The organism is Variovorax endophyticus, from assembly GCF_025376855.1.
Taxonomy (GTDB): domain Bacteria; phylum Pseudomonadota; class Gammaproteobacteria; order Burkholderiales; family Burkholderiaceae_C; genus Variovorax.
Map to the genome: position 1 here is coordinate 26,980 of NZ_JAHUTH010000012.1, position 20,920 is coordinate 47,899.

At 68.3% G+C, this 20,920-nt stretch carries 18 protein-coding genes; 10 read left to right on the forward strand and 8 right to left on the reverse strand.

Annotation, left to right across the window (positions count from 1 at the left end; all coding sequences use genetic code 11):
• The first annotated feature begins 267 nt into the window (after positions 1-267).
• Entirely contained in the window at positions 268-1,167 is a 900-nt protein-coding gene (locus KV106_RS17180) for an RNA ligase family protein (protein WP_261211280.1), read from the forward strand.
• Positions 1,164-2,303: an AAA family ATPase gene (locus KV106_RS17185; protein WP_261211282.1), complete on the forward strand. Its 1,140-nt coding sequence runs from the start codon at positions 1,164-1,166 to the stop codon at positions 2,301-2,303. The genes KV106_RS17180 and KV106_RS17185 overlap by 4 nt, the downstream gene beginning before the upstream one ends.
• A gap of 67 nt (positions 2,304-2,370) precedes the next feature.
• Here KV106_RS17185 and ffh read toward each other — a convergent pair whose 3' ends face one another.
• Entirely contained in the window at positions 2,371-3,759 is a 1,389-nt protein-coding gene (gene ffh, locus KV106_RS17190; RefSeq protein WP_261211284.1) for a signal recognition particle protein, read from the reverse strand.
• 125 nt (positions 3,760-3,884) lie between these two features.
• Between ffh and KV106_RS17195 the strand changes: the two genes are divergently transcribed.
• The 8 genes from KV106_RS17195 (at position 3,885) to KV106_RS17230 (ending at position 14,301) form a co-directional block, all read left to right on the forward strand.
• Complete coding sequence (locus KV106_RS17195; protein WP_261211286.1) at positions 3,885-4,694, forward strand: cytochrome C assembly family protein; 810 nt, start codon at positions 3,885-3,887, stop codon at positions 4,692-4,694.
• A gap of 9 nt (positions 4,695-4,703) precedes the next feature.
• A complete protein-coding gene (locus KV106_RS17200; RefSeq protein WP_261211288.1) occupies positions 4,704-4,955 on the forward strand; it encodes a PP0621 family protein in 252 nt (83 codons plus the stop codon).
• 28 nt (positions 4,956-4,983) lie between these two features.
• Positions 4,984-6,690, forward strand: coding sequence for a two-component system sensor histidine kinase NtrB (locus KV106_RS17205; RefSeq protein ID WP_261211291.1), 1,707 nt, complete (start codon positions 4,984-4,986; stop codon positions 6,688-6,690).
• 4 nt (positions 6,691-6,694) lie between these two features.
• Entirely contained in the window at positions 6,695-8,290 is a 1,596-nt protein-coding gene (locus KV106_RS17210; RefSeq protein ID WP_261211292.1) for a sigma-54-dependent transcriptional regulator, read from the forward strand.
• Complete coding sequence (gene ampD, locus KV106_RS17215) at positions 8,277-8,897, forward strand: 1,6-anhydro-N-acetylmuramyl-L-alanine amidase AmpD (protein WP_261211293.1); 621 nt, start codon at positions 8,277-8,279, stop codon at positions 8,895-8,897. The genes KV106_RS17210 and ampD overlap by 14 nt, the downstream gene beginning before the upstream one ends.
• Before the next feature lie 352 nt (positions 8,898-9,249).
• Positions 9,250-12,168, forward strand: a complete 2,919-nt coding sequence (locus tag KV106_RS17220) for a ribonucleoside-diphosphate reductase subunit alpha (RefSeq protein ID WP_057591137.1) — start codon at positions 9,250-9,252, stop codon at positions 12,166-12,168.
• 214 nt (positions 12,169-12,382) lie between these two features.
• A complete protein-coding gene (locus tag KV106_RS17225; protein ID WP_057591138.1) occupies positions 12,383-13,603 on the forward strand; it encodes a ribonucleotide-diphosphate reductase subunit beta in 1,221 nt (406 codons plus the stop codon).
• A 197-nt stretch (positions 13,604-13,800) separates the two neighbouring features.
• The gene (locus KV106_RS17230) at positions 13,801-14,301 is read left to right on the forward strand and encodes a histone H1-like DNA-binding protein (RefSeq protein WP_082321630.1); all 501 of its coding nucleotides are present in this window, start codon (positions 13,801-13,803) and stop codon (positions 14,299-14,301) included.
• A 121-nt stretch (positions 14,302-14,422) separates the two neighbouring features.
• On the opposite strand, the gene KV106_RS17235 is transcribed toward KV106_RS17230, so the two are convergent.
• From KV106_RS17235 to KV106_RS17265, 7 genes are all read right to left on the reverse strand, one after another.
• Positions 14,423-15,328: a carbohydrate kinase family protein gene (locus KV106_RS17235; RefSeq protein WP_261211296.1), complete on the reverse strand. Its 906-nt coding sequence runs from the start codon at positions 15,326-15,328 to the stop codon at positions 14,423-14,425.
• A gap of 69 nt (positions 15,329-15,397) precedes the next feature.
• A complete protein-coding gene (locus KV106_RS17240) occupies positions 15,398-16,816 on the reverse strand; it encodes a zinc-ribbon and DUF3426 domain-containing protein (protein WP_261211298.1) in 1,419 nt (472 codons plus the stop codon).
• Positions 16,817-16,904: 88 nt separating this feature from the next.
• Positions 16,905-17,789 carry a 50S ribosomal protein L11 methyltransferase gene (gene prmA / locus KV106_RS17245; protein WP_057591145.1) on the reverse strand — a complete coding sequence of 295 codons (885 nt, stop codon included), beginning with the start codon at positions 17,787-17,789 and terminating at the stop codon, positions 16,905-16,907.
• A gap of 16 nt (positions 17,790-17,805) precedes the next feature.
• A complete protein-coding gene (gene accC / locus KV106_RS17250; protein ID WP_057591146.1) occupies positions 17,806-19,155 on the reverse strand; it encodes an acetyl-CoA carboxylase biotin carboxylase subunit in 1,350 nt (449 codons plus the stop codon).
• 2 nt (positions 19,156-19,157) lie between these two features.
• The gene (gene accB, locus KV106_RS17255) at positions 19,158-19,619 is read right to left on the reverse strand and encodes an acetyl-CoA carboxylase biotin carboxyl carrier protein (protein WP_057591148.1); all 462 of its coding nucleotides are present in this window, start codon (positions 19,617-19,619) and stop codon (positions 19,158-19,160) included.
• 101 nt (positions 19,620-19,720) lie between these two features.
• On the reverse strand, positions 19,721-20,266 hold the full coding sequence (locus tag KV106_RS17260; RefSeq protein WP_261211303.1) for a TlpA family protein disulfide reductase: 546 nt from the start codon (positions 20,264-20,266) through the stop codon (positions 19,721-19,723).
• Positions 20,263-20,862: a hypothetical protein gene (locus tag KV106_RS17265; protein WP_057591151.1), complete on the reverse strand. Its 600-nt coding sequence runs from the start codon at positions 20,860-20,862 to the stop codon at positions 20,263-20,265. Before KV106_RS17265 ends, KV106_RS17260 begins: the two co-directional genes overlap by 4 nt.
• Positions 20,863-20,920 lie beyond the last annotated feature (58 nt).

The following is a 20,920-nucleotide window of genomic DNA, read 5'->3' on the forward strand; positions in this document are numbered from 1 at the left end:
TTCATGGCGCGCCTAGAATCGCGCCTTCCTTTTTTCAACCCACGGATCCTCCCGATCCCCTGGAGTGCCAAGTGCCCCGATTCGCCGTCACCACCCTCTGACGCCGACAACACCACTTCACTGGTCATGTCGGGCGCCAAGCTGCGCATCCGCTGACCGGACACGGCCCTTCGCTGGAAACAGCGGCCGTCGAAGTCGCTCCCGATCTCTCTCAGCTTCGCTCCCGCACGTTGTCGGTTCTTCCTGGTTTCCATCCGGAGAACAAACGTGTTTCCCCTTTCTTCCTCCCTCTCGTCGCTGCCGCTGCTGAAGTACCCGCGGACCGCGCACCTCGAAGGCTCGCGGCTGCAGCCCGGCGACAGCGATGACGGCCAGACGCCGCTGGCGGCGCTGCACGGACTGCACGTGGTCATCGAGGAGAAGCTCGATGGCGCGAACGCCGCCGTGTCGTTCAGCGCGGCCGGCGAACTGCTGCTGCAGTCGCGCGGCCACTACCTCGCGGGCGGCGCCGGCGAGCGCCAGTTCAACCTGTTCAAGCACTGGGCCGCCACGCACGAGGCGGCGCTGCTCGAACGGCTCGAGGATCGCTACGTGATGTACGGCGAATGGTGCTTCGCCAAGCACAGCTGCTGGTACGACCGGCTGCCGGCCTTCTTCCTGGAGTTCGATCTCTACGACCGCCAGGCGCAGTGCTTTCTCTCGACGCCGGCGCGGCAGGCGCTGCTCGCGGGCGGCCCGGTGCTGTCGGTGCCCGTGCTCTACGAGGGCGCGATGCCACGCCAGCCGAAGGCCCTGCGTTCGCTCGTGCGGCCTTCGCTCGCGCGCAGCACCGACTGGCGCTCGGCCTTCGAGCAGGCCGTGGCCGACGAGGGCCAGCCGCTCGCGCTGACGCGGCAGCAGACCGACCTGTCGGACCTGGCCGAGGGCCTGTATCTCAAGACCGAGTCGAACGGCCAGGTGACGGGCCGCTACAAGTGGGTGCGCCCGGACTTCGTCCAGACCATCCTCGACTCGGGCTCGCACCACAGCCGCCGGCCGCTGCTGCCCAACCGGCTGGCACCGGGCGCGGACCTGCATGCGCCGGTGCCGTCGCTCGGCTGGCACGACCTGGGACTGCGCACGCTGCGCGATCCCGCCGAACTCACGACCACCGGGAGGCCGCGATGACTTTCGACGAACTTCGCACGCTGGTGCCCGCGCCCGGCGCAGGCGCCGACTGGGCACGCTGCTGCGAACTGCTGCCGGGCCTGCTGCGCCTCGAGGAAACGCCGCAGGATCCGTACTACCACGCCGAGGGCAACGTCGGCATCCACACGCGCATGGTGCTCGATGCGCTGGCGCAGGACGAGCACTACCGGCGCGCCGATGCCGACGGCCGCTTCGTGCTGTTCATGGCCTGCCTGCTGCACGACATCGCCAAGCCCGGCACCACGGTGATCGACGAGGCCAGCGGCCGCATCGGCCAGCCCGGCCATTCGCGTCGCGGCGCGGTCGATGTGCGCGTGCTGATGTGGAAGGCGCGCGTGCCCTTCGCGCTGCGCGAGGCCGTGTGCCGGATCGTCGCGGTGCACCAGCTGCCGTTCCATGCCTTCGCCTCGCGCAAGGGCGAGCGGCCCGAGCGGCTGGTGCATCGGCTGTCGTGGGAGCTGAGCCTGCCCGACCTGTGCTGCGTCGCGCGCTGCGACATGCTGGGGCGGCACTACGAGAAGCGCTCCGACAGCCTGGCCGACATCGCGCTGTTCGAGCAGCTCGCGCAGGAGGAAGGCTGCTGGGACGGCCCGCGACGGATGGTCGACGCCCACACGCGCCTGGCCTACTTCCGCGGCGCCGACACCAGCCCCGACTACCCGCTGTTCCACAACCCGGGCTCGCGCGTGACGGTGATGTGCGGCCTGCCCGCGAGCGGCAAGAACCACTGGGTGGCACAGCAGCGCAAGGGTTGGCCGGTCGTGTCCTTCGACGATGCGCGCGCCGAGCTGGGCCTGAAGCACGGCGAGAACGACGGGCTCGCCGCGCACCATGCGGTCGACCAGGCGAAGGCGCTGCTGCGCAGGCAGGAACACTTCGTCTGGAACGCCACCCACCTGAGCCAGCAGATGCGTACCAAGACGCTGGACCTGCTGTGGGCCTATCACGCGCACATCGAGCTGGTGTACCTTGAGGTGCCGCATGCCGAGCTGATGCGCCGCAATCGCGAGCGCGACACGACGCTGTCGAACGCGGGCATCGAGCGCATGCTGCACCGCTGGGAGCTGCCGACGCCGATCGAGGCACATGCGACGGTCTACGAGGTGCAGACCTGAAAAAACGACGAAGCCCGCCGGGTCGTCCCCGGCGGGCTTCGTCCATCTCTCTATATATGTACGCGGCTCAGAACGGCAGCTTCGGCCCGCCGGGACCACCCATCCCGCCCATGCCCTTCATGCCGCCCATCTTCTTCATCATCTTCATGAGGCCGCCGCCCTTCATCTTCTTCATCATCCCCTGCATCTGCTCGAACTCGTTGAGCAGCCGGTTCACTTCCTGAACCTGCACGCCCGCGCCGGCCGCGATGCGGCGCTTGCGCGTGGCCTTGAGCAGCTCGGGCTTGCGGCGCTCCAGCGGCGTCATGCTCTGGATGATCCCTTCCTTGCGGCGGATGTCGCGCTCGGCGCGCGTCATGTCGGCCTCGCTGGCCTTGGCCGCCATCTGCGTGGGCAGCTTGTCCATCAGGCTCGAGAGGCCGCCCATCTGCTTCATCTGCTGCAGCTGGCCGAGGAAGTCGTTGAGGTCGAAGCCCGCGCCGCTCTTGACCTTGGCCGCGAGCTTCTGCGCCGCCGCCACGTCGACGCCGGCCGTGACCTGCTCGACCAGCGCGACGATGTCGCCCATGCCCAGGATGCGGCCCGCATGGCGCTCGGCGTCGAACACCTCGAGGCCGTCGATCTTCTCGCTCACGCCCGCGAACTTGATCGGCACGCCCGTGACCTGGCGCACCGACAGCGCCGCACCGCCGCGCGAGTCGCCGTCGGTCTTGGTCAGGATGATGCCGGTGAGCGGCAGCGCCTCCTTGAAGGCACGCGCCGTGTTGATCGCGTCCTGACCCTGCATGGCGTCGACCACGAACAGGGTCTCGACCGGGTTCAGCGCGCCGTGCAGCTGCTGGATCTCGGCCATCAGCACCTCGTCGATCGCGAGCCGGCCGGCCGTGTCGACCAGCAGCACGTCGAAGAAGTGGCGCTTGGCGTGGTCGAGCGCGGCGCGCGCGATGTCCAGCGGCTTCTGGTCGGCCGTGCTCGGGAACCATTCGGCGCCGGCCTGCCTGGTGACGGTCTTGAGCTGCTCGATGGCGGCGGGCCGGTAGACGTCGCCCGAGACCGTGAGCACCTTCTTCTTGCGCTTCTCGATCAGGTGCTTGGCGAGCTTGGCGGTGGTGGTGGTCTTGCCGGCGCCCTGCAGGCCGGCCATCAGGATCACCGCCGGCGGCTGGGCCGCGAGGTTGATGTCGGAGACGCCCTCGCCCATGGTGGCGGCGAGCTCGCGGTTGACGATGCCGACCAGCGCCTGGCCCGGCTTGAGCGAGCCCAGCACTTCCTGGCCGAGCGCCTTTTCCTTCACGCGGGCGACGAAGTCGCGCACCACGGGCAGCGCCACGTCGGCTTCGAGCAACGCCATGCGCACTTCGCGCAGCATGTCCTGCACGTTGCTTTCGGTGATGCGCGCCTGGCCGCTCATCGTCTTGACGAGGCGGGAGAATTTTTCGGTGAGAGCGCTGGCCATGGAGGGGATGCCTTGCTTGCTGCCCGCTGCGGCGGGACGGATGGGAGAAGTCGCGGGAGACGGGTAGGAGGGAAGCTGGCGCGCGGCACCCGGAAATGCAAGGGTGAGCGGCTAAACTCCGATCGATGATTTTAGCGATCCCCTCCCCACTCGGCGTGGCGCTGGGCATCGCCGCCGCGGCCGCCTACGGTTTTGCCGCCGCCGCAGGCGCCCGGCTGAGCCGGCAGGCCACCCAGTGGGCGCTCGGCCTGGCCTGGCTGCTGCATGCCGCGGCGCTCGGCCACGGCATGGTCGGCCACGAACCCCGCTTCGGCTTCGCGCCCGCGCTCTCGGTCACGGCCTGGCTGGTGCTCTCCGTCTACGCGGTCGAAAGCCGCATGTACCCGCAACTGCGGGTGCGCCGCGCGCTGGCCTGGCTCGGCGCGGCGGCGGTGCTGCTGGCGATCCTCTTTCCCGGCACGCCGCTGCACGTGTCGGCTTCGCCCTGGCTGCCGCTGCACCTGGCGCTGGGCATCGCCTCGTATGGCCTGTTCGCCGCCGCGGTGGTGCACGCCTGGCTCACGACCCGCGCCGAAAAGCAGATCCGCCTGGCCACCGAGCCGCAGGGCGGCGTGCCGCTGCTGACGCTCGAGCGCCTGACCTTCCGCTTCGTGACGGCCGGCTTCGTGCTGCTGTCGGCCACGCTGCTGGCCGGACTGCTGTTCAGCGAGCAGCTCTACGGCGCCGCGGGCCGGGCCTGGAAGTGGGACCACAAGTCGGCCTTCTCGGTACTGGCCTGGATCAGCTTCGCGGTGCTGCTGATCGGCCGCGCGCGCTTCGGCTGGCGCGGGCGCACCGCGCGGCGCGTGCTCTACGCGGGCTCGGCGCTGCTGCTGCTGGCCTACGTGGGCTCGCGCTTCGTGCTCGAAGTGGTGCTGGCGCGTCCGCCCGTCTGAAAACATTCGATGAAATACCTTCTCGTCCTCGCGGTGGTCTGGGTCGCGATCTGGCTCTGGCGCAAGAACCGCCGCGAAGAAATGCAGGAGCGCGCCGCCCGCGCGCCGCGTCCCGCCGCGCCGCCCGCGGTGGGCGCGCCGCAGGCGATGGTGCGCTGCGCGCATTGCGGCCTGCACCTGCCCGCGAGCGACGCGGTGCGCGGCGCCGACGGCACCCCCTTCTGCAGCGCCGCGCACCGGCAGCTCGCCGAGCGCGCCTGAACGGCGCCGCGCCGGCTTCGTCGCAGCGATGGGCAGTAGCTCCTCCCTCTGGGCCAGCGGCGAACCGGTCACCGACTGGGACGTGCTGGAACCCGGCGCGCGCGAGAGCGCCGCGCTGCTGCGGCTGTGGCGCGGCTTCATGGGCGCGCGCTGCTTCGTCGCGCTGGTGCTGGTGCTGCTGCAGGGCGTGAGCTTCGCGCTCGGCCAGACCATGCAGCCGGTGGCGGTGGCGCTGTCGGCGAGCTACCTCGCGGCGACCGCGCTGGGCGCGCGCTACGTGCATTTCGAGCCGCCGATGCGCGGTTTCGGCGCCACCTGGATGCTGAGCACCGGCATCGACCTCGCGGTCTTCGCGGCGCTGCAGGTCACGCAGGGCGGCAACATCAACTACACGCCGCTGTTCGCGCTGCCGGTGCTCATGAGCGCGGTGCTCGGCACGGTGATGGTGAGCATGGGCACCACCGCCGGCGTCACGCTGCTGCTGCTGGCCGATGCCGCCTGGCACTGGGCCCAGCAGCCCGGCGACTCGCCCGCGCGCTTCGTGCAGGCGGCACTGACCGGCACCGGGCTGTTCGTGGTGGCGCTGCTGGCGCACGAGCTCGCGCGGCGGCTGGCGCGCGAGGAAGCGGTGTCCCAGCACAACCGCAGCAGCGCGCAGATGCAGGCGCAGGTCAACGACCTGGTGATCGAAACGCTGAGCGAAGGCGTGCTGGTGATCGATGCCGAGGGCCTGGTGCACGCGGCCAATCCGGCGGCCGACGCGATCCTGGGCCAGGGCCTGGGCCAGCTGCGGCTGCCCTTTCCGCTGCACGCCCAGCCGGCCTGGCATGCGCTGGCCGCGCTGGCGCGCCAGACCTATGCGCGCCGCGAGCCGCAGTCCGAGGAGATCCCGGTCGCGCAGGCGCGCGGGGCGGCGCGCGAGGTGCGCGTGCGCACCCGCCTCACGCCCTCGAGCGACCGCCGCATGGGCAGCCTGTGCGTGATGTTCCTGCAGGACCTGCGCGAGCTCGAGGCCCGCATCCGCACCGAGAAGCTGGCCGCCATGGGCCGCATGTCGGCCGCGGTGGCGCACGAGATCCGCAACCCGCTGGCGGCCATCACGCAGGCCAGCGCGCTGCTCAACGAGGACCTGACCGACCCCGCGCACCGCCAGCTCACGCACATGGTGCAGCACAACGCACAGCGCCTCGCGCGCATCGTCGACGACGTGCTCGACGTCTCGCGCGCGCGCCAGCAGCGCGTGCTGTCGCTCGGCGAGCAGGTGGTACTCGACCCCACGGTGCAGGCACTGACCGAGGAGTGGATGCGCCAGACCCGGCGCCAAGGCGTGACCCTCGCGCTCGACGCGCCGGGCGTCGAGGTGCGCTTCGACGTCGAGCATCTGCGCCGCCTGCTGGTGAACCTGCTCGACAACGCGGCGCGCTACGCGAGCCTGCGCGAGGGCGCGATCCAGGTCGTGACCACGCTGCAGCGCGCGGGCAGCCCGGGCCGGCCGACCTTGCAGGTCTGGAGCGACGGCGCACCGCTCGAGCCCGCGGTGCAGCGCCACCTGTTCGAACCCTTCTTCTCGTCGGAAAGCCGCTCGAGCGGACTCGGACTGTTCCTGTGCCGCGAGCTGTGCCGGCGCCATGGCGCGACCATCGGCTACGAGCGGCGCGCGCTGGCGGGCGAGGCGCCCGAGGGCAACGAATTCTTCGTCGGCTTCGCCGCGAGCGAAAACCGGCTGACACAATAGCGGCGTGAGCAGCTCCCATCCGCCCTCCCAGCGTCCCGCGCAGATCCTCGTCATCGACGACGAACCCGACCTTCGCACGCTCTACGAACTCACGCTGCTGCGCGAAGGCTACCGGGTCGAGGCCGCGGGCAGCGTCTCCGAAGCCTGGCAGCACCTCGAGGCCACGCGCTTCGACGCCGTGATCACCGACATGCGGCTGCCCGACGGCCAGGGCATGGAGATCATCCAGCGCATCCAGAAGAACCAGCGCAGCGAGCGCTGCGTCGTGATGACCGCCTACGGTTCGGCCGAGAACGCGGTCGAGGCGCTGAAGGCCGGCGCCTTCGACTACCTCACCAAGCCGGTCGACCTCAAGCAGTTCCGCGCGGTCGTTGCCTCCGCGGTGCAGGCGCAGCAACAGCAGCCGGTCGCTCAGGCCGCCCTACGTTCGGCCAAGGCTGCGGATGCCGGCGACGGCGCTTCGGCACTGGCGGCAGCGGGCAGCGCGGGCGCTTCCGCGCTCGAACGGCTGGTCGGCGATTCGGAACCGATGCGGCTCGTGAAGTCGCGCATCGCCAAGGTCGCGCGCGGCATGGCGCCGGTGCTGGTGCGCGGCGAATCGGGCACCGGCAAGGAACTGGTGGCGCGCGCGGTCCATGCCTGCAGCCAGCGCAGCGAAGGCCCCTTCGTCGCGGTGAACTGCGGCGCGATTCCCGAGAACCTGCTCGAGGCCGAATTCTTCGGCGCGCGCAAGGGCTCCTACACCGGCTCGGCGCAGGACCGCGACGGCTACTTCCAGGCCGCGCGCGGCGGCACGCTGTTCCTCGACGAGATCGGCGACCTGCCGCTGGCGATGCAGTCGAAGCTGCTGCGCGCGATCCAGGAACGCAGCGTGCGGCCGATCGGCTCCACGCAGGAGGACGCAGTCGACGTGCGCATCGTGAGCGCGACCCACAAGGATCTGCACGCCGAGGTGCAGGCCGGCCGCTTCCGGCAGGACCTGTTCTACCGGCTCAACGTGATCGAGATCGCGGTGCCCGCGCTGCGCGAGCGCCGCGAGGACCTGCCCGCGCTGTGCGTCGCGCTGCTCGCGCGCATCGCGCAGGACGGCGGGCTGCCCGCGCCGCGCCTGTCGGACGCACTGCTGCGGCAGCTCGCGCAGCATCCGCTGCATGGCAACGTGCGCGAGCTCGAGAACCTGCTGCACCGCGCGGTCGCGCTGTACGACGGCGACGAACTGCAGCTCGACCTGATGGATGGCGCGGGCAGCGGCGGCTGGATGGCGGCCGCTCCCGGACCCGCCGCGCCGCACGCCGCAGCGGCCGCGACGACCGCGGCAACCTCTCCACCCGAGGCTTTCGAAGCGAAGCCCGTCGTGGCCGCGCCCCCGCCCGCGCCGCGCCCCGTGGTACCCACGCCGCTGCCCTCCGACCTGCAGGCCTACCTCGATCAGCAGGAGCGCGAGATCCTCGTGCGCGCGCTGCACGAGAGCGGCTTCAACCGCACGGCCGCGGCCGCGCGCCTGGGCATGAGCCTGCGCCAGATCCGCTACCGCATCGCGCGCCTGGGCATCAGCACGCCCAACGGCGACGATGGCGCGAGCAGCCATGTCGACGACTGAAGACGGCGCGCTCGGCCCCAAGGACGATGCGCTCTGGCGCGACGGCTGGTACCGCTTCGCGAAGGCGCTGCCCTCGCCCAACTTCGGGCCGCGCCCCGCGGCTGCGCGCGCGCGCATCGACCTCGTGGTGCTGCATTCGATCAGCCTGCCGCCCGGCGAGTACGGCGGCGACGCGGTGCAGCAACTGTTCACCAACCGGCTCGACTGGGACGCGCATCCTTACTTCGAAAGCATTCGCGGGCTCGAGGTGTCCTCGCATTTCTACGTGCGCCGCAACGGCGAGCTCTGGCAGTTCGTGAGCGGCGACGACCGCGCATGGCATGCGGGCTTGTCGTCGTGGCGCGGCCGGGACAACTGCAACGACGACTCGATCGGCATCGAGCTCGAGGGCCTCGAGGGCGGGCCGTTCGAGGACGCGCAGTACGAGACGCTCGCGAGCCTCGCCGCGGCGATCGCGCAGCACTATCCGATCGCGCACATCGCGGGCCACGAGCACATCGCACCGGGCCGCAAGCAGGATCCCGGCGCCGGCTTCGACTGGCACCGGCTGCGCGATCACCTCGGCTGGGGTCCACACATGTTTCCCTCGCAGGTGGTGGACCGCTAATTTTTTCAATCGATGCGCGCCGTGCGATGCGCTGGAATCGCGGTGCAGCAATCGCTCCATTCGCAAACGCGATGCGTAGCAACCATGCGCCTTGCAGGCCCAAATCGGCTCGGAAGCCGCATGGGGCGCGGGTTGCGAGAGGATGAGCCAGTGTTCATGCGGCAAAGATGGCCGCGAATCACGAAAACTGTTTTCCTCTCCCTCTTGAAGGCTGAAGGAAAACGCTACATCTAGTGGGTTGTACACCCCCTGCACCCTAGATATAGTGTCTCCCGGCCGGCCTCAGCGCCGACGAAGCGGCCCCAGCAGCGCCGCTCATCCAACAAGAATTTTGCCAACCGAGAGGAAGCGAATGCAAACAGCACTGAACACACCCACCGCCGCGCGTGCCATCCCCTCCACGCCGCCCCAGTCCCCCCGCGACACCGCCGGTTCGCCCACCGGACAGAACCTCGCGCACTACCAGATCATCCGCCGCAACGGCGCCGTGGTCCCGTTCGAGCCGAACAAGATCGCGATCGCGATGATGAAGGCCTTCCTGGCCGTGCACGGCACCCAGGGTGCGGCCTCGGCCAGCGTGCGCGAGACCGTCGACGCGCTGACCCAGGCCGTCGTGAAGGCGCTGGTGCGCTCGCGTCCGGGCGGCGGCACCTTCCACATCGAGGACGTGCAGGACCAGGTCGAACTGGGCCTGATGCGCGGCGGCCACCAGGAAGTGGCGCGCGCCTATGTGCTCTACCGCGAGCGCCGCACCCAGGAACGCGCGAAGCAGGGCGAGCAGGAAGCCCAGATCGCGGCCCCCGCGCTGCACGTGCTGGACCGAGGCGAACGCGTCGCGCTCGACGTCAGCGAACTCAAGGGCCTGATCGAATCGGCCTGCCAGGGCCTGGGCGACAGCATCACGGCCGCGCCGATCGTGGCCGAGACCATGCGCAACCTGTACGACGGCGTGCCGCTCGACGAGGTCTACAAGGCCTCGATCCTCGCGGCCCGCACGCTGATCGAGAAGGATCCCGACTACACCTTCGCCACCGCACGGCTGCTGCTGCACACGATCTTCAAGGAGATCGTCGGCCGCGAAGTCATGCCCGCCGACCGCGCCACCGCCTACGCCGACTACTTCCCCTCGTTCATCAAGAAGGGCGTCGAGAACGAGCTGCTCGACGAGAAGCTGCTGCAGTACGACCTGCCCCGCCTGGGCGCGGCGCTGAAGGCCGAGCGCGACAACCAGTTCGACTACCTCGGCCTGCAGACCCTGTACGACCGCTACTTCCTGCACGTGCGCAAGAACCGCATCGAGCTGCCGCAGGCCTTCTTCATGCGCGTCTCGATGGGCCTGGCGCTCAACGAGATCGACCGCGAAGCCCGCGCCATCGAGTTCTACGAAGTGCTGTCGTCCTTCGACTTCATGTCGAGCACGCCGACGCTGTTCAACAGCGGCACGCTGCGCTCGCAGCTGTCGAGCTGCTACCTGACCACCGTGCCCGACGACCTCGACGGCATCTACGAGTCGATCAAGGAAAACGCGCTGCTCTCGAAGTTCGCGGGCGGCCTGGGCAACGACTGGACCCGCGTGCGCGCGCTCGGCAGCCACATCAAGGGCACGAACGGCGAATCGCAGGGCGTGGTGCCCTTCCTCAAGGTGGTGAACGACACCGCCGTGGCCGTGAACCAGGGCGGCAAGCGCAAGGGCGCCGTCTGCACGTACCTCGAGACCTGGCACCTCGACATCGAGGAGTTCCTGGAGCTGCGCAAGAACACCGGCGACGACCGCCGCCGCACGCACGACATGAACACCGCCAACTGGATCCCCGACCTGTTCATGCGCCGCGTGATGGAAAAGGGTTCGTGGACGCTGTTCTCGCCCTCGAACGTGCCCGACCTGCACGACCTGTTCGGCGCCGACTTCGAGAAGGCCTACGTCGCCTACGAAGAGAAGGCCGCGCGCGGCGAGATCAAGCCCAGCCGCACCGTGCAGGCCACCGACCTGTGGCGCAAGATGCTCACGATGCTGTTCGAGACCGGCCATCCCTGGATCACGTTCAAGGACGCCTGCAACGTGCGCTCGCCGCAGCAGCACGCCGGCGTGGTGCACTCGTCGAACCTCTGCACCGAGATCACGCTGAACACCAGCGACACCGAAACCGCGGTCTGCAACCTCGGCTCGGTCAACCTGCTGCAGCATCTGAAGGACGGCAAGGTCGACCAGGAGAAGCTCAAGAAAACGATCTCGACCGCGATGCGCATGCTCGACAACGTGATCGACATCAACTACTACGCCGTGAAGAAGGCGCGCGACTCGAACCTGCGCCACCGTCCGGTCGGCCTGGGCCTGATGGGCTTCCAGGACGCGCTGTACGACCTGCGTATTCCTTACGCCTCGCAGGAAGCCGTGCAATTCGCCGACGAATCGATGGAAGCGATCTGCTACCACGCCTACTGGGCCTCGACCGAGCTGGCGCGCGAACGCGGCAAGTACTCGAGCTACAAGGGCTCGCTGTGGGACAAGGGCATCCTGCCGATCGACTCGCTCGACCTGCTCGAGAAGGCACGCGGCGGCTACGTCGAGGTCGACCGCTCGGCCACGCTCGACTGGGACGCGCTGCGCGCCAAGATCAAGGCCGACGGCATGCGCAATTCGAACTGCGTGGCCATCGCCCCGACCGCGACCATCTCGAACATCATCGGCGTGGACGCCTCGATCGAACCGTGCTTCGGCAACCTCTCGGTCAAGTCGAACCTGTCGGGCGAATTCACCGTGATCAACCACTACCTGGTGCGCGACCTCAAGCGCCTGGGCCTGTGGGACGACGTGATGGTGATGGACCTGAAGCACTTCGACGGCTCGCTGCGTCCCATCGACCGCGTGCCGCAGGACGTGAAGGCGCTCTACGCCACCGCGTTCGAAGTCGAGACGACGTGGCTGGTGGAAGCCGCCGCGCGCCGCCAGAAGTGGATCGACCAGGCGCAGTCGCTGAACATCTACATGGCCGGCGCCTCGGGCAAGAAGCTCGACGACACCTACAAGCTCGCATGGCTGCGCGGCCTGAAGACCACCTACTACCTGCGCACGCAGAGCGCGACGCACGCCGAGAAGTCGACGGTGCAGTCGGGCCGCCTCAACGCGGTGTCCTCGGGCAGCGACGCACCGTCGGGCATGAGCGCACTCGAGGCCGCGGCCGCCGCGGCGAAGGCACAGATGAGCGCGATCCCCGCGACCGACATCGCCTTCTGCGGCGTCGACGATCCGACCTGCGAAGCCTGCCAGTGATGCACGCAGCGCACCGCGAACACAGCGCGGTGCGCTGCGCGACGAAGCGTGAGGCGCATGCGATGTCGTGCGATGACGGAGGCCGGTTGAAGGCATTGACCGACATCGCGCGATGCATGCGAGCAACATAACAACCACATAAATGGAGTGCGATGTGAACGAGCACTTTGCAACTCACATCGTTGCTCGGATAATTTGAGCATTGGATTTTTCTATGTTGACCTGGGACGAAGAAGTCAAGCCCTCCTTGCCAAAGGACATGCAACAAGGTTTGCAGCATCACGCATCGACCGGCGTCGCCGCCGGCCGTGCGGATGTGTCGGCTTCATCGATGGCACAACCTTCGCTGCAACCCGTGCAGCAGCCTGCCCGCCAGGCCGCGCCCGCATCCGCCGGCGCCAGCGCTCCGGCTGAAACGCGCCGCGTCAGGGCCGCCGACAAGCGCATCATCAACGGCGAGACCGACGTCAACCAGCTGGTCCCGTTCAAGTACAAGTGGGCGTGGGAAAAGTACCTCGCCACCTGCGCCAACCACTGGATGCCGCAGGAAGTGAACATGACGCGCGACATCGCGCTGTGGAAAGACCCGAACGGCCTGACCGAAGACGAGCGCCGCATCGTCAAGCGCAACCTCGGCTTCTTCGTCACCGCCGACTCGCTGGCCGCCAACAACATCGTGCTGGGCACCTACCGCCACATCACGGCCCCCGAATGCCGCCAGTTCCTGCTGCGCCAGGCCTTCGAGGAAGCGATCCACACGCACGCCTACCAGTACATCGTCGAGTCGCTGGGCCTGGACGAGAGCGAGATCTTCAACGCCTACAACGAGGTGCCGTCGATCCGCGAGAAGGACCAGTTCCTGATTCCGTTCATCGACGCGATCAGCGACCCGAACTTCAAGACCGGCACGCACGAGACCGACCAGACGCTGCTCAAGTCGCTGATCGTGTTCGCCTGCTTGATGGAAGGCCTCTTCTTCTACGTCGGCTTTACGCAGATCCTCGCGCTGGGCCGCCAGAACAAGATGACCGGCGCCGCCGAGCAGTACCAGTACATCCTGCGCGACGAGTCGATGCACTGCAACTTCGGCATCGACCTGATCAACCAGCTCAAGCTCGAGAACCCCGGCCTCTGGACGGCAGAGTTCAAGGCCGAGATCAAGGCGCTGTTCATGCGCGCCGTCGAGCTCGAATACAAGTACGCCGAAGACACCATGCCCCGTGGCGTGCTCGGCATGAACGCCTCCATGTTCAAGGGCTATCTGCGCTACATCGCCAACCGGCGCGCGCAGCAGATCGGCCTCGAAACGCTCTTCCCGAACGAGGAAAATCCGTTCCCGTGGATGAGCGAGATGATTGACCTGAAGAAAGAGCGCAATTTCTTCGAGACCCGCGTGATCGAATACCAATCGGGTGGTGCGCTCTCCTGGGATTGAATATTTCGATAACAATAAATGAATTCAAGAATTGCTCTTGCCACCGACCGCGCCGAAGAGCGCGGCATGGACGAGGGCTCAGGTGTTCATGGTGCTGGAGCACGGAATCCAACGCCATGAATCGCTCCAGCGCTACCAACATGCGCGGAGTGCTTCAATAGGTTGATTTTTTCAACTTGATCAAGGAGAAAACAGAAATGGCAACTGCAAAGAAAGCACCGGCTAAGAAAGCCGCAGCGAAGAAGGCTCCGGCCAAGAAGGTCGTAGCGAAGAAGGCCCCGGCCAAGAAGGTCGCCGCCAAGAAGGCTCCGGCCAAGAAGGTCGCTGCCAAGAAGGCTCCGGCCAAGAAGGTCGCTGCCAAGAAGGTAGCCGCGAAGAAGGTCGTCGCGAAGAAGGCGCCGGCGAAGAAGGCAGCTCCGGCCAAGAAGGCCGCAGCGAAGAAGGCACCGGCGAAGAAGGCCGCTGCCAAGAAGGCGCCTGCGAAGAAGGCTGCCGCCAAGAAGGCCCCTGCCAAGAAGGCTGCGGCCAAGAAAGCCGCGAAGAAGCCTGCTGCCAAGCCTGCCGCTGCTGCCAAGAAGCCTGCTGCGAAGAAGGCTGCCAAGGCGCCCGCCAAGGCTGCCGCTGCGCCCGCCCCCGCTGCGCAGACGACGCTGAATCCCCAGGCAGCCTGGCCGTTCCCGACGGCCAGCAAGCCCTGAGTTTTCTCGGCAGCCCTGAAAAGGCATCAAGCCCGGCACCGCAAGGTGTCGGGCTTTTTCATTGGGCAAAGCAGATCGCGAAGCGACGCGGCGATGGCATCCGCCGCCGCGCCGTCGCTCGTCAGGCCAGGCCGAGTGCCTGGCGATCGACCTGGTAGTTCTGCGGGCCGCGTTGCGCGATCTTGAGCGCGCCGACCTGGTTGCCGAGCGCCGCGCACTGCGCGAGCGGCCAGCCCTTTTCCAGGCCGAACAACAGCGCGCCGCGCCATGCATCGCCGCAGCCCGTGGGCTCGACCACCGCGGTCGGCACCACGCCCGGCACGTGCTCGCGCTCGCCGTTCGTCCACACCTCGCAACCCTCGGCCGCGAGCGTGACCACGAGGCCCTGCACGCGCCGCGAGATCTCCGCCAGGCTCCAGCCCGTGCGCTGCGAGAGCATCTTGCCCTCGTAGTCGTTGACCACCACCCAGCTCGCGAGCTCGACGAAATGCTTGAGCGCCTCGCCGTCGAACATCGGCAGGCCCTGGCCCGGATCGAACACGAAGGGAATGCCGGCGGCCGCGAACTGCTCGGCGTGCTGCAGCATCGCCTCGCGCCCATCGGGCGCGACGATGCCGAGCCGGATGTCCTCGCGCGCCGCGACCTTCGTAACGTGGGCCTGCTGCATCGCGCCCGGATGGAAGGCCGTGATCTGGTTGTTGTCGGCGTCGTTCATGATCATCGCCTGCGCGGTGAAGGTGTCGTCGAGCTGGCGCACGAACTCCGTGCTGATGCCCAGCGAACGCATGCGCTCGATGTAGTCGGCGCCGTCGCTGCCCAGCGTGGCCATCGGCAGCGCCGTGCCGCCGAGCGCGTTGAGGCTGTAGGCGATGTTGCCGGCGCAGCCGCCGAAGTCGCGGCGCAGGCCCGGCACCAGGAAAGACACGTTGAGGATGTGCAACTGGTCCGGGAGGATCTGGTCGGCGAACCGGCCCTCGAAGGTCATGATGGTGTCGAAGGCGAGGGAACCGCAAATCACTGCTGCCATGGGCTGATCCGTTGAGGTGAGAAAAAAGGAAAGAAGGCGTGGGCGCGCAACCGGCGGCTCGCCAGGCGCCTAGGGATAGAAGGCCTCGACACGATAGCCTGCGATCGGCGGCAGGGCCGCGGCCTCGGTCACCGTCAGCGTCATCGGCAGCGAGGCCACGCGTTCGCCGCGTGCCGCGAGCACCGAAGGCGCGCCATAGTCCGCCGGCGCGAGCACGCGCCGCACGACGGCCCGCTCCTGCGTATCGAGCAGCACCAGTTCGATCGACGGCATCGCGAGCGGCACCGCGGCATTGCTGCGCAGGTTGAAGCTGAAGCGGTAGTCGTTGCCGCCGCTCTTCTCGCGCGCGAAGGCGGCGCCCTCGATGACGATGTCGCCGATGCGGCGCAGCGGCGCGAGCTCGCAGCCCGTCGCCTGGCACAGCGCGGCCAGCGCGGGACGCAGCGAGGGCTGGCGCGCGACGATGCCGTCGCGCTCGTGCCGCAGGACCTGCACGACCAGCAGCAGGCCCGCGATCGCCGCGAGCGCGATCAGCCCGCGCCGCTTGCCGATGCGCTGCCAGAAGGACTTCGGTCGATCGTCTCTTTCGTCGTCGTCGATCTCGTCGGCGAAACGGTGCGCCGCGCGTTCCTCGGTCTCGTCCGCCGCGTCGAGCACGGAGGCGAAGGGCAGCAGCGCGGGGTCATCGCTCTTCGCGCGCTCCTCCGGTTCGCCGCGTTCGTCGCGCGCCTTGGCGCTGGCGGCGATCTTGGCCGACCTGGCGCGCGCCCGGCGCAGCGCCTTCTGCATCTGCAGCCGGTCCTTGTCGTCGCCTTCCTCGGGCGCATCGGCGTCGTCGCGCTCGAGCTCGGTGTCCTCGTCGCTGTCTTCGTCGGACCCGGAACGGCGCAGCGTCGCGAAGCCCGCGGGCTTTTCATTCGACGGGATCGCGGGCGCGTTGGAACGGCGCGTCCACACCGCCGGCAGTGGCGGTGCCGGCGAGGGCGGCGGCAATGGCGGTGCGGCGAGATTGAGATCGATGTCGGGAAAAGGTGGCAGCGAGCTCGGCGGCGGCCGCCATTGCGGCTCGCGCACCTCGAGGTCGGACCAGGGCTCGTCGGCGACGATGCCGTGCGCGGGCGGCGCGGGCGCAACTGGCGGCATCGGCTCGGCGCCTGGCGGCGGCGGCGCTTCCTCGCCGACCTCGTCATCGAGGAAGTCGGCCTCCTCGACGCGGGGCAGGACGGGCGAATTCGCATCGTCCGCGACACCCGATTCATCGGGCCGAGTATCCGGCGTACCAGCCGGCATCGGAGCCGGCGCCGGCGGCATCTGCTGCATCGGCGGCGGCGCGACGCCGGCCGCATCCGGCGTCTCCTGCAGGTCGAGCGTCGCATCGAACACGTGGCTGCAGCGACCGCAACGCACCCACCCGTCCGAGATCCGGAGCTGGTCGCGCACCACCTTGAAGGTGGTGGCGCAGGCGGGGCAACGCGTGACGAGGCTCATGAGGGGGCGATTGTAGGGTTGGGCCCTCGGCGCGACGCGATGCCGGCAGCGCCGTTTGCGCCGGAGAAAGCCCCCGGCGCGAGCGCGTTCAGCGGCGTGCCGTCATGAGGATCCAGCCGTCCTCGCTGTCGCTGACTTCGAGCGCCACATAGGGCGCGTAGGCTTCCTTCAGCTCGTCGGCCTGGCGCTCGAGGATGCCGGCGAGCACCAGCGAGCCACCGGGCGCCACGCGCTCGCACAGCAGCGGCGCGAGCACCTTGAGCGGGGTCGCGAGGATGTTCGCGAGCACCGTGCCGTACTGACCCTGCGCCGCTTCGGGCAGGCCCGCGTCGAGCGTCACGCCGTTGGCCTCGGCGTTGAGGCGCGTCGAACTCACGGCGGCCTCGTCGATGTCGACCGCGTCGATCTCGCCCGCACCGTACTTCGCAGCACCGATGGCCAGGATGCCGGAGCCGCAACCGTAGTCGAGCACGCGCTGGCCCGCGAGCGCACCGCGGGTCGCGATCCAGCGCAGGCACATGCGCGTGGTGGGATGGGTGCCGGTGCCGAAGGCCAGGCCCGGATCGAGCCGGATCACCTGCGTCGCCTGCGCGGGCGCCTCGTGCCAGCTCGGCACGATCCAGAACTCGGGCGTGATCTCGACCGGCGCGAACTGCGACTGCGTGAGCCGCACCCAGTCCTGGTCCTGCAGCTCGGCGATGCCCAGCAGCGTGCAGCCTTCGAAGAAGTCCTGCAGCGCGAGCACCGAGCCCGCGTCGCGCGCCAGTTCCTCGGTGGCGAACAGCGCGATCACGCGCGAGCGCTGCCAGCCCTCCTTGGGCGGCGGCATGCCGGGTTCGCCGAACAGCGCCTGCTCGGCGTCGGTCTGCGCGTCGGCATCCTCGACCGAGATGCTCAGTGCGTCGAGCGCATCGAGCGCGTCGCCGAGGGTCTCGATGCGTTCCTCGGGGGCCAGCAGGCGGAGTTCGAACATGGCGGGCAGGGACGGCTCAGCGCTTGTGCGCGGCCAGCCACTCTTCGAGGTAGTGGATGTTGGTGCCGCCGGCCATGAACTTGGCGTCGACCATCAGCTCGCGGTGCAGCGGGATGTTGGTCTGGATGCCTTCGATCACGGTCTCGTTGAGCGCGGTGCGCATGCGCGCCATGGCCTGCTCGCGGGTGTCGCCGAAGACGATGATCTTGCCGATCATCGAGTCGTAGTTGGGCGGCACGAAGTAGTTGGTGTACGCGTGCGAATCCACGCGCACGCCCGGGCCACCCGGCGGGTGCCACATCGTGATGCGGCCCGGCGACGGCGTGAACTTCCAGGCGTCCTCGGCGTTGATGCGGCACTCGATCGCGTGGCCGTGCATCTGGATCTGGCGCTGCGTGAACGGCAGCTTCTCGCCGGCCGCCACCATGATCTGCGTCTTGACGATGTCGATGCCGGTCGTGAGCTCGGTCACCGGATGCTCCACCTGCACGCGGGTGTTCATCTCGATGAAGTAGAACTCGCCGTTCTCGTAGAGGAACTCGAAGGTGCCGGCGCCGCGGTAGCCGATCTTCTTGCAGGCGGCCGCGCAGCGTTCGCCGATCTTCTCGATCAGCTTGCGCGGAATGCCCGGCGCGGGCGATTCCTCGATCACCTTCTGGTGACGGCGCTGCATCGAGCAGTCGCGCTCGCCGAGGTAGACCGCGTTGCGATGCTTGTCGGCCAGCACCTGGATCTCGACGTGGCGCGGGTTCTGGAGGAACTTCTCCATGTAGACCGAGGGATTGTTGAAGGCCGCCGCGGCCTCCGCCTTGGTCATCTGGATCGCGTTGATCAGCGCGGCCTCGGTATGGACCACGCGCATGCCGCGGCCACCGCCGCCGCCCGCGGCCTTGATGATCACCGGGTAGCCGATGGCGCGCGCGATTCGCTTGTTGGCCGTGGCGTCGTCGGAGAGCTCGCCGTCGGAACCGGGCACGCAGGGCACGCCGGCCTTGATCATGGCCTGCTTGGCCGAGACCTTGTCGCCCATGGTGCGGATGTTCTCGGGCGTCGGCCCGATGAACTGGAAGCCGCTCTGCTCGACGCGCTCGGCGAAGTTGGCGTTCTCGCTCAGGAAGCCGTAGCCGGGATGGATCGCCTCGGCATCGGTCACTTCGGCCGCCGAGATGATGGCCGGCATGTTGAGGTAGCTCTGCGCAGAGGGCGCGGGGCCGATGCAGACGGCCTCCTCGGCCAGCTTGACGTACTTGGCGTCGCGGTCGGCCTCGGAATAGACCATCACGGCCTTGATGCCGAGTTCGCTGCACGCGCGCTGGATGCGCAGCGCGATCTCGCCGCGGTTGGCGACCAGGATCTTCTTGAACATGGTCACTCGATGATGAACAGCGGCTGGCCGTATTCGACCGCCTGACCGTTTTCTCCGAGGATCTGGGTGACCGTGCCGGCCTTGTCGGCCTCGATTTCGTTGAGGATCTTCATCGCCTCGATGATGCAGAGCGTGTCGCCCTCGTTGACCTTGCTGCCGACCTCGACGAAGGACGGAGCGCCCGGGCTCGCGGCGCGGTAGAAGGTACCGACCATCGGCGACTTCACGGCATGGCCGGCCGGAGCGGCTTCGGCCACCGGGGCGGCGGCAGGCGCTGCAGCACCGGCGGGCGCTGCGACCGGTGCCGCGGCGGGCGCCGCCGCCAGGGTCTGCACGTACTGAACGGGAGCGGCGCCGCCGCCCTTGACGATGCGGACCTTGCCTTCGGTTTCAGTGATTTCCAGCTCGGAAATATTCGATTCGGACACCAGATCGATCAGTGTCTTGAGTTTGCGCAGATCCATGGGACTCCAGTGCCGGGGTTTTCCGGTTATTAGGATACAACTAGGCCGAACATCGTTGATTGTCGGCTTTCGGCGGTTAACGCCGACCTGTGTATCTAATTCTAACTGTGAACGAGTTCACGTCGCCAACCCTCCAGGTCGGCCTCTTCGAGCTTGCCCATTTTACGGGCCGCCACCGACCCATCGGCGTTCAGCACCAGCGTGAACGGCAGGCCGCCGCCGGTATTGCCGAGATTCTTGACCAGTTCGGTGCCCTGCAAACCAGCCAATCCGGTCGGATAGGTGACCGGCGTGCGCTGCAGGAACTTGCGCACGGAGCTCGGCTGATCGATCGCCAAGCCCACGACTTGCCAGCCATTGGCACCATGATCGCGGAAGAAGCGATCGATCATCGGCATTTCTTCCACGCAAGGCGGGCACCAGGTGGCCCAGAAGTTGAGCAGCAGCGGCTTGCCGCGCAAGCTGGTCATGGCGAGTTCGCCGCCTTCGGGCCGCTCGAAACGCTGGGCCCAGAAATCGGCCCCGAGCATTTCGCCGGCCGCGCCGCTGCCACGATGGCGCCACCAGGCACCGCCCAGGCCGGCCGCGGCAGCCGCCACCGCCACGCCGCCATACAACAGGCCGCGTCGTGTGGCCGAAGAAGTCATCCGTTGTCCTTTTCTCTTTCGATCAGCCGCCGCAGCGCCGCCAAGTCACCACGCGGCGAACGGCCCTGGGCGTCGGGCTTGAGCGCGCCGCGCAGGTCGTCGAGGTCGTAGACCAGCAGGTGCACGCCGATTTCCTCGCCGAGGGCCCGGCTCGGCGCATGCACGCTCAAGGCCTCGACCTGCTCGCCATGGAAGCCGGTCACCATGCGCGGCTCGTAGTCCACGTGATGGTCGATCAGCGCGATCTCGGCCGACTTCGAATCATCGCAGAACAATTGAATATAAATGTCTGACAGCCGGGTGGCCGTGCCGTGCCAGACGGCACCGCCGACATGGGGCCGGAACGCCGCCATGCGCTCCATCCATTCGAGGGCCAGCATCCGCAGCGCATGGAGCTCCTTGGGCTGGGTGTCGGCGCAGAACAGGGCGATGTAGTCGCGCACCTCGGCCTCGACCTCGTCGTTGTTCGGCAGCGCGGTGCGCGCCGAGAGCCCCAGGTCGCGCAGCGCCCGGCGCTTGGCCGGGCCGTATTCGAGCCCCTCCTCGACCACGAGACGGGCGGCGGAGGCAGCAATTTCGCGCTTGGACGTGTCCATCGAGGCATTTTGCCCGCAGAGCATGGTCCGTACGATGAACATCAGTACCGCGGCCAAG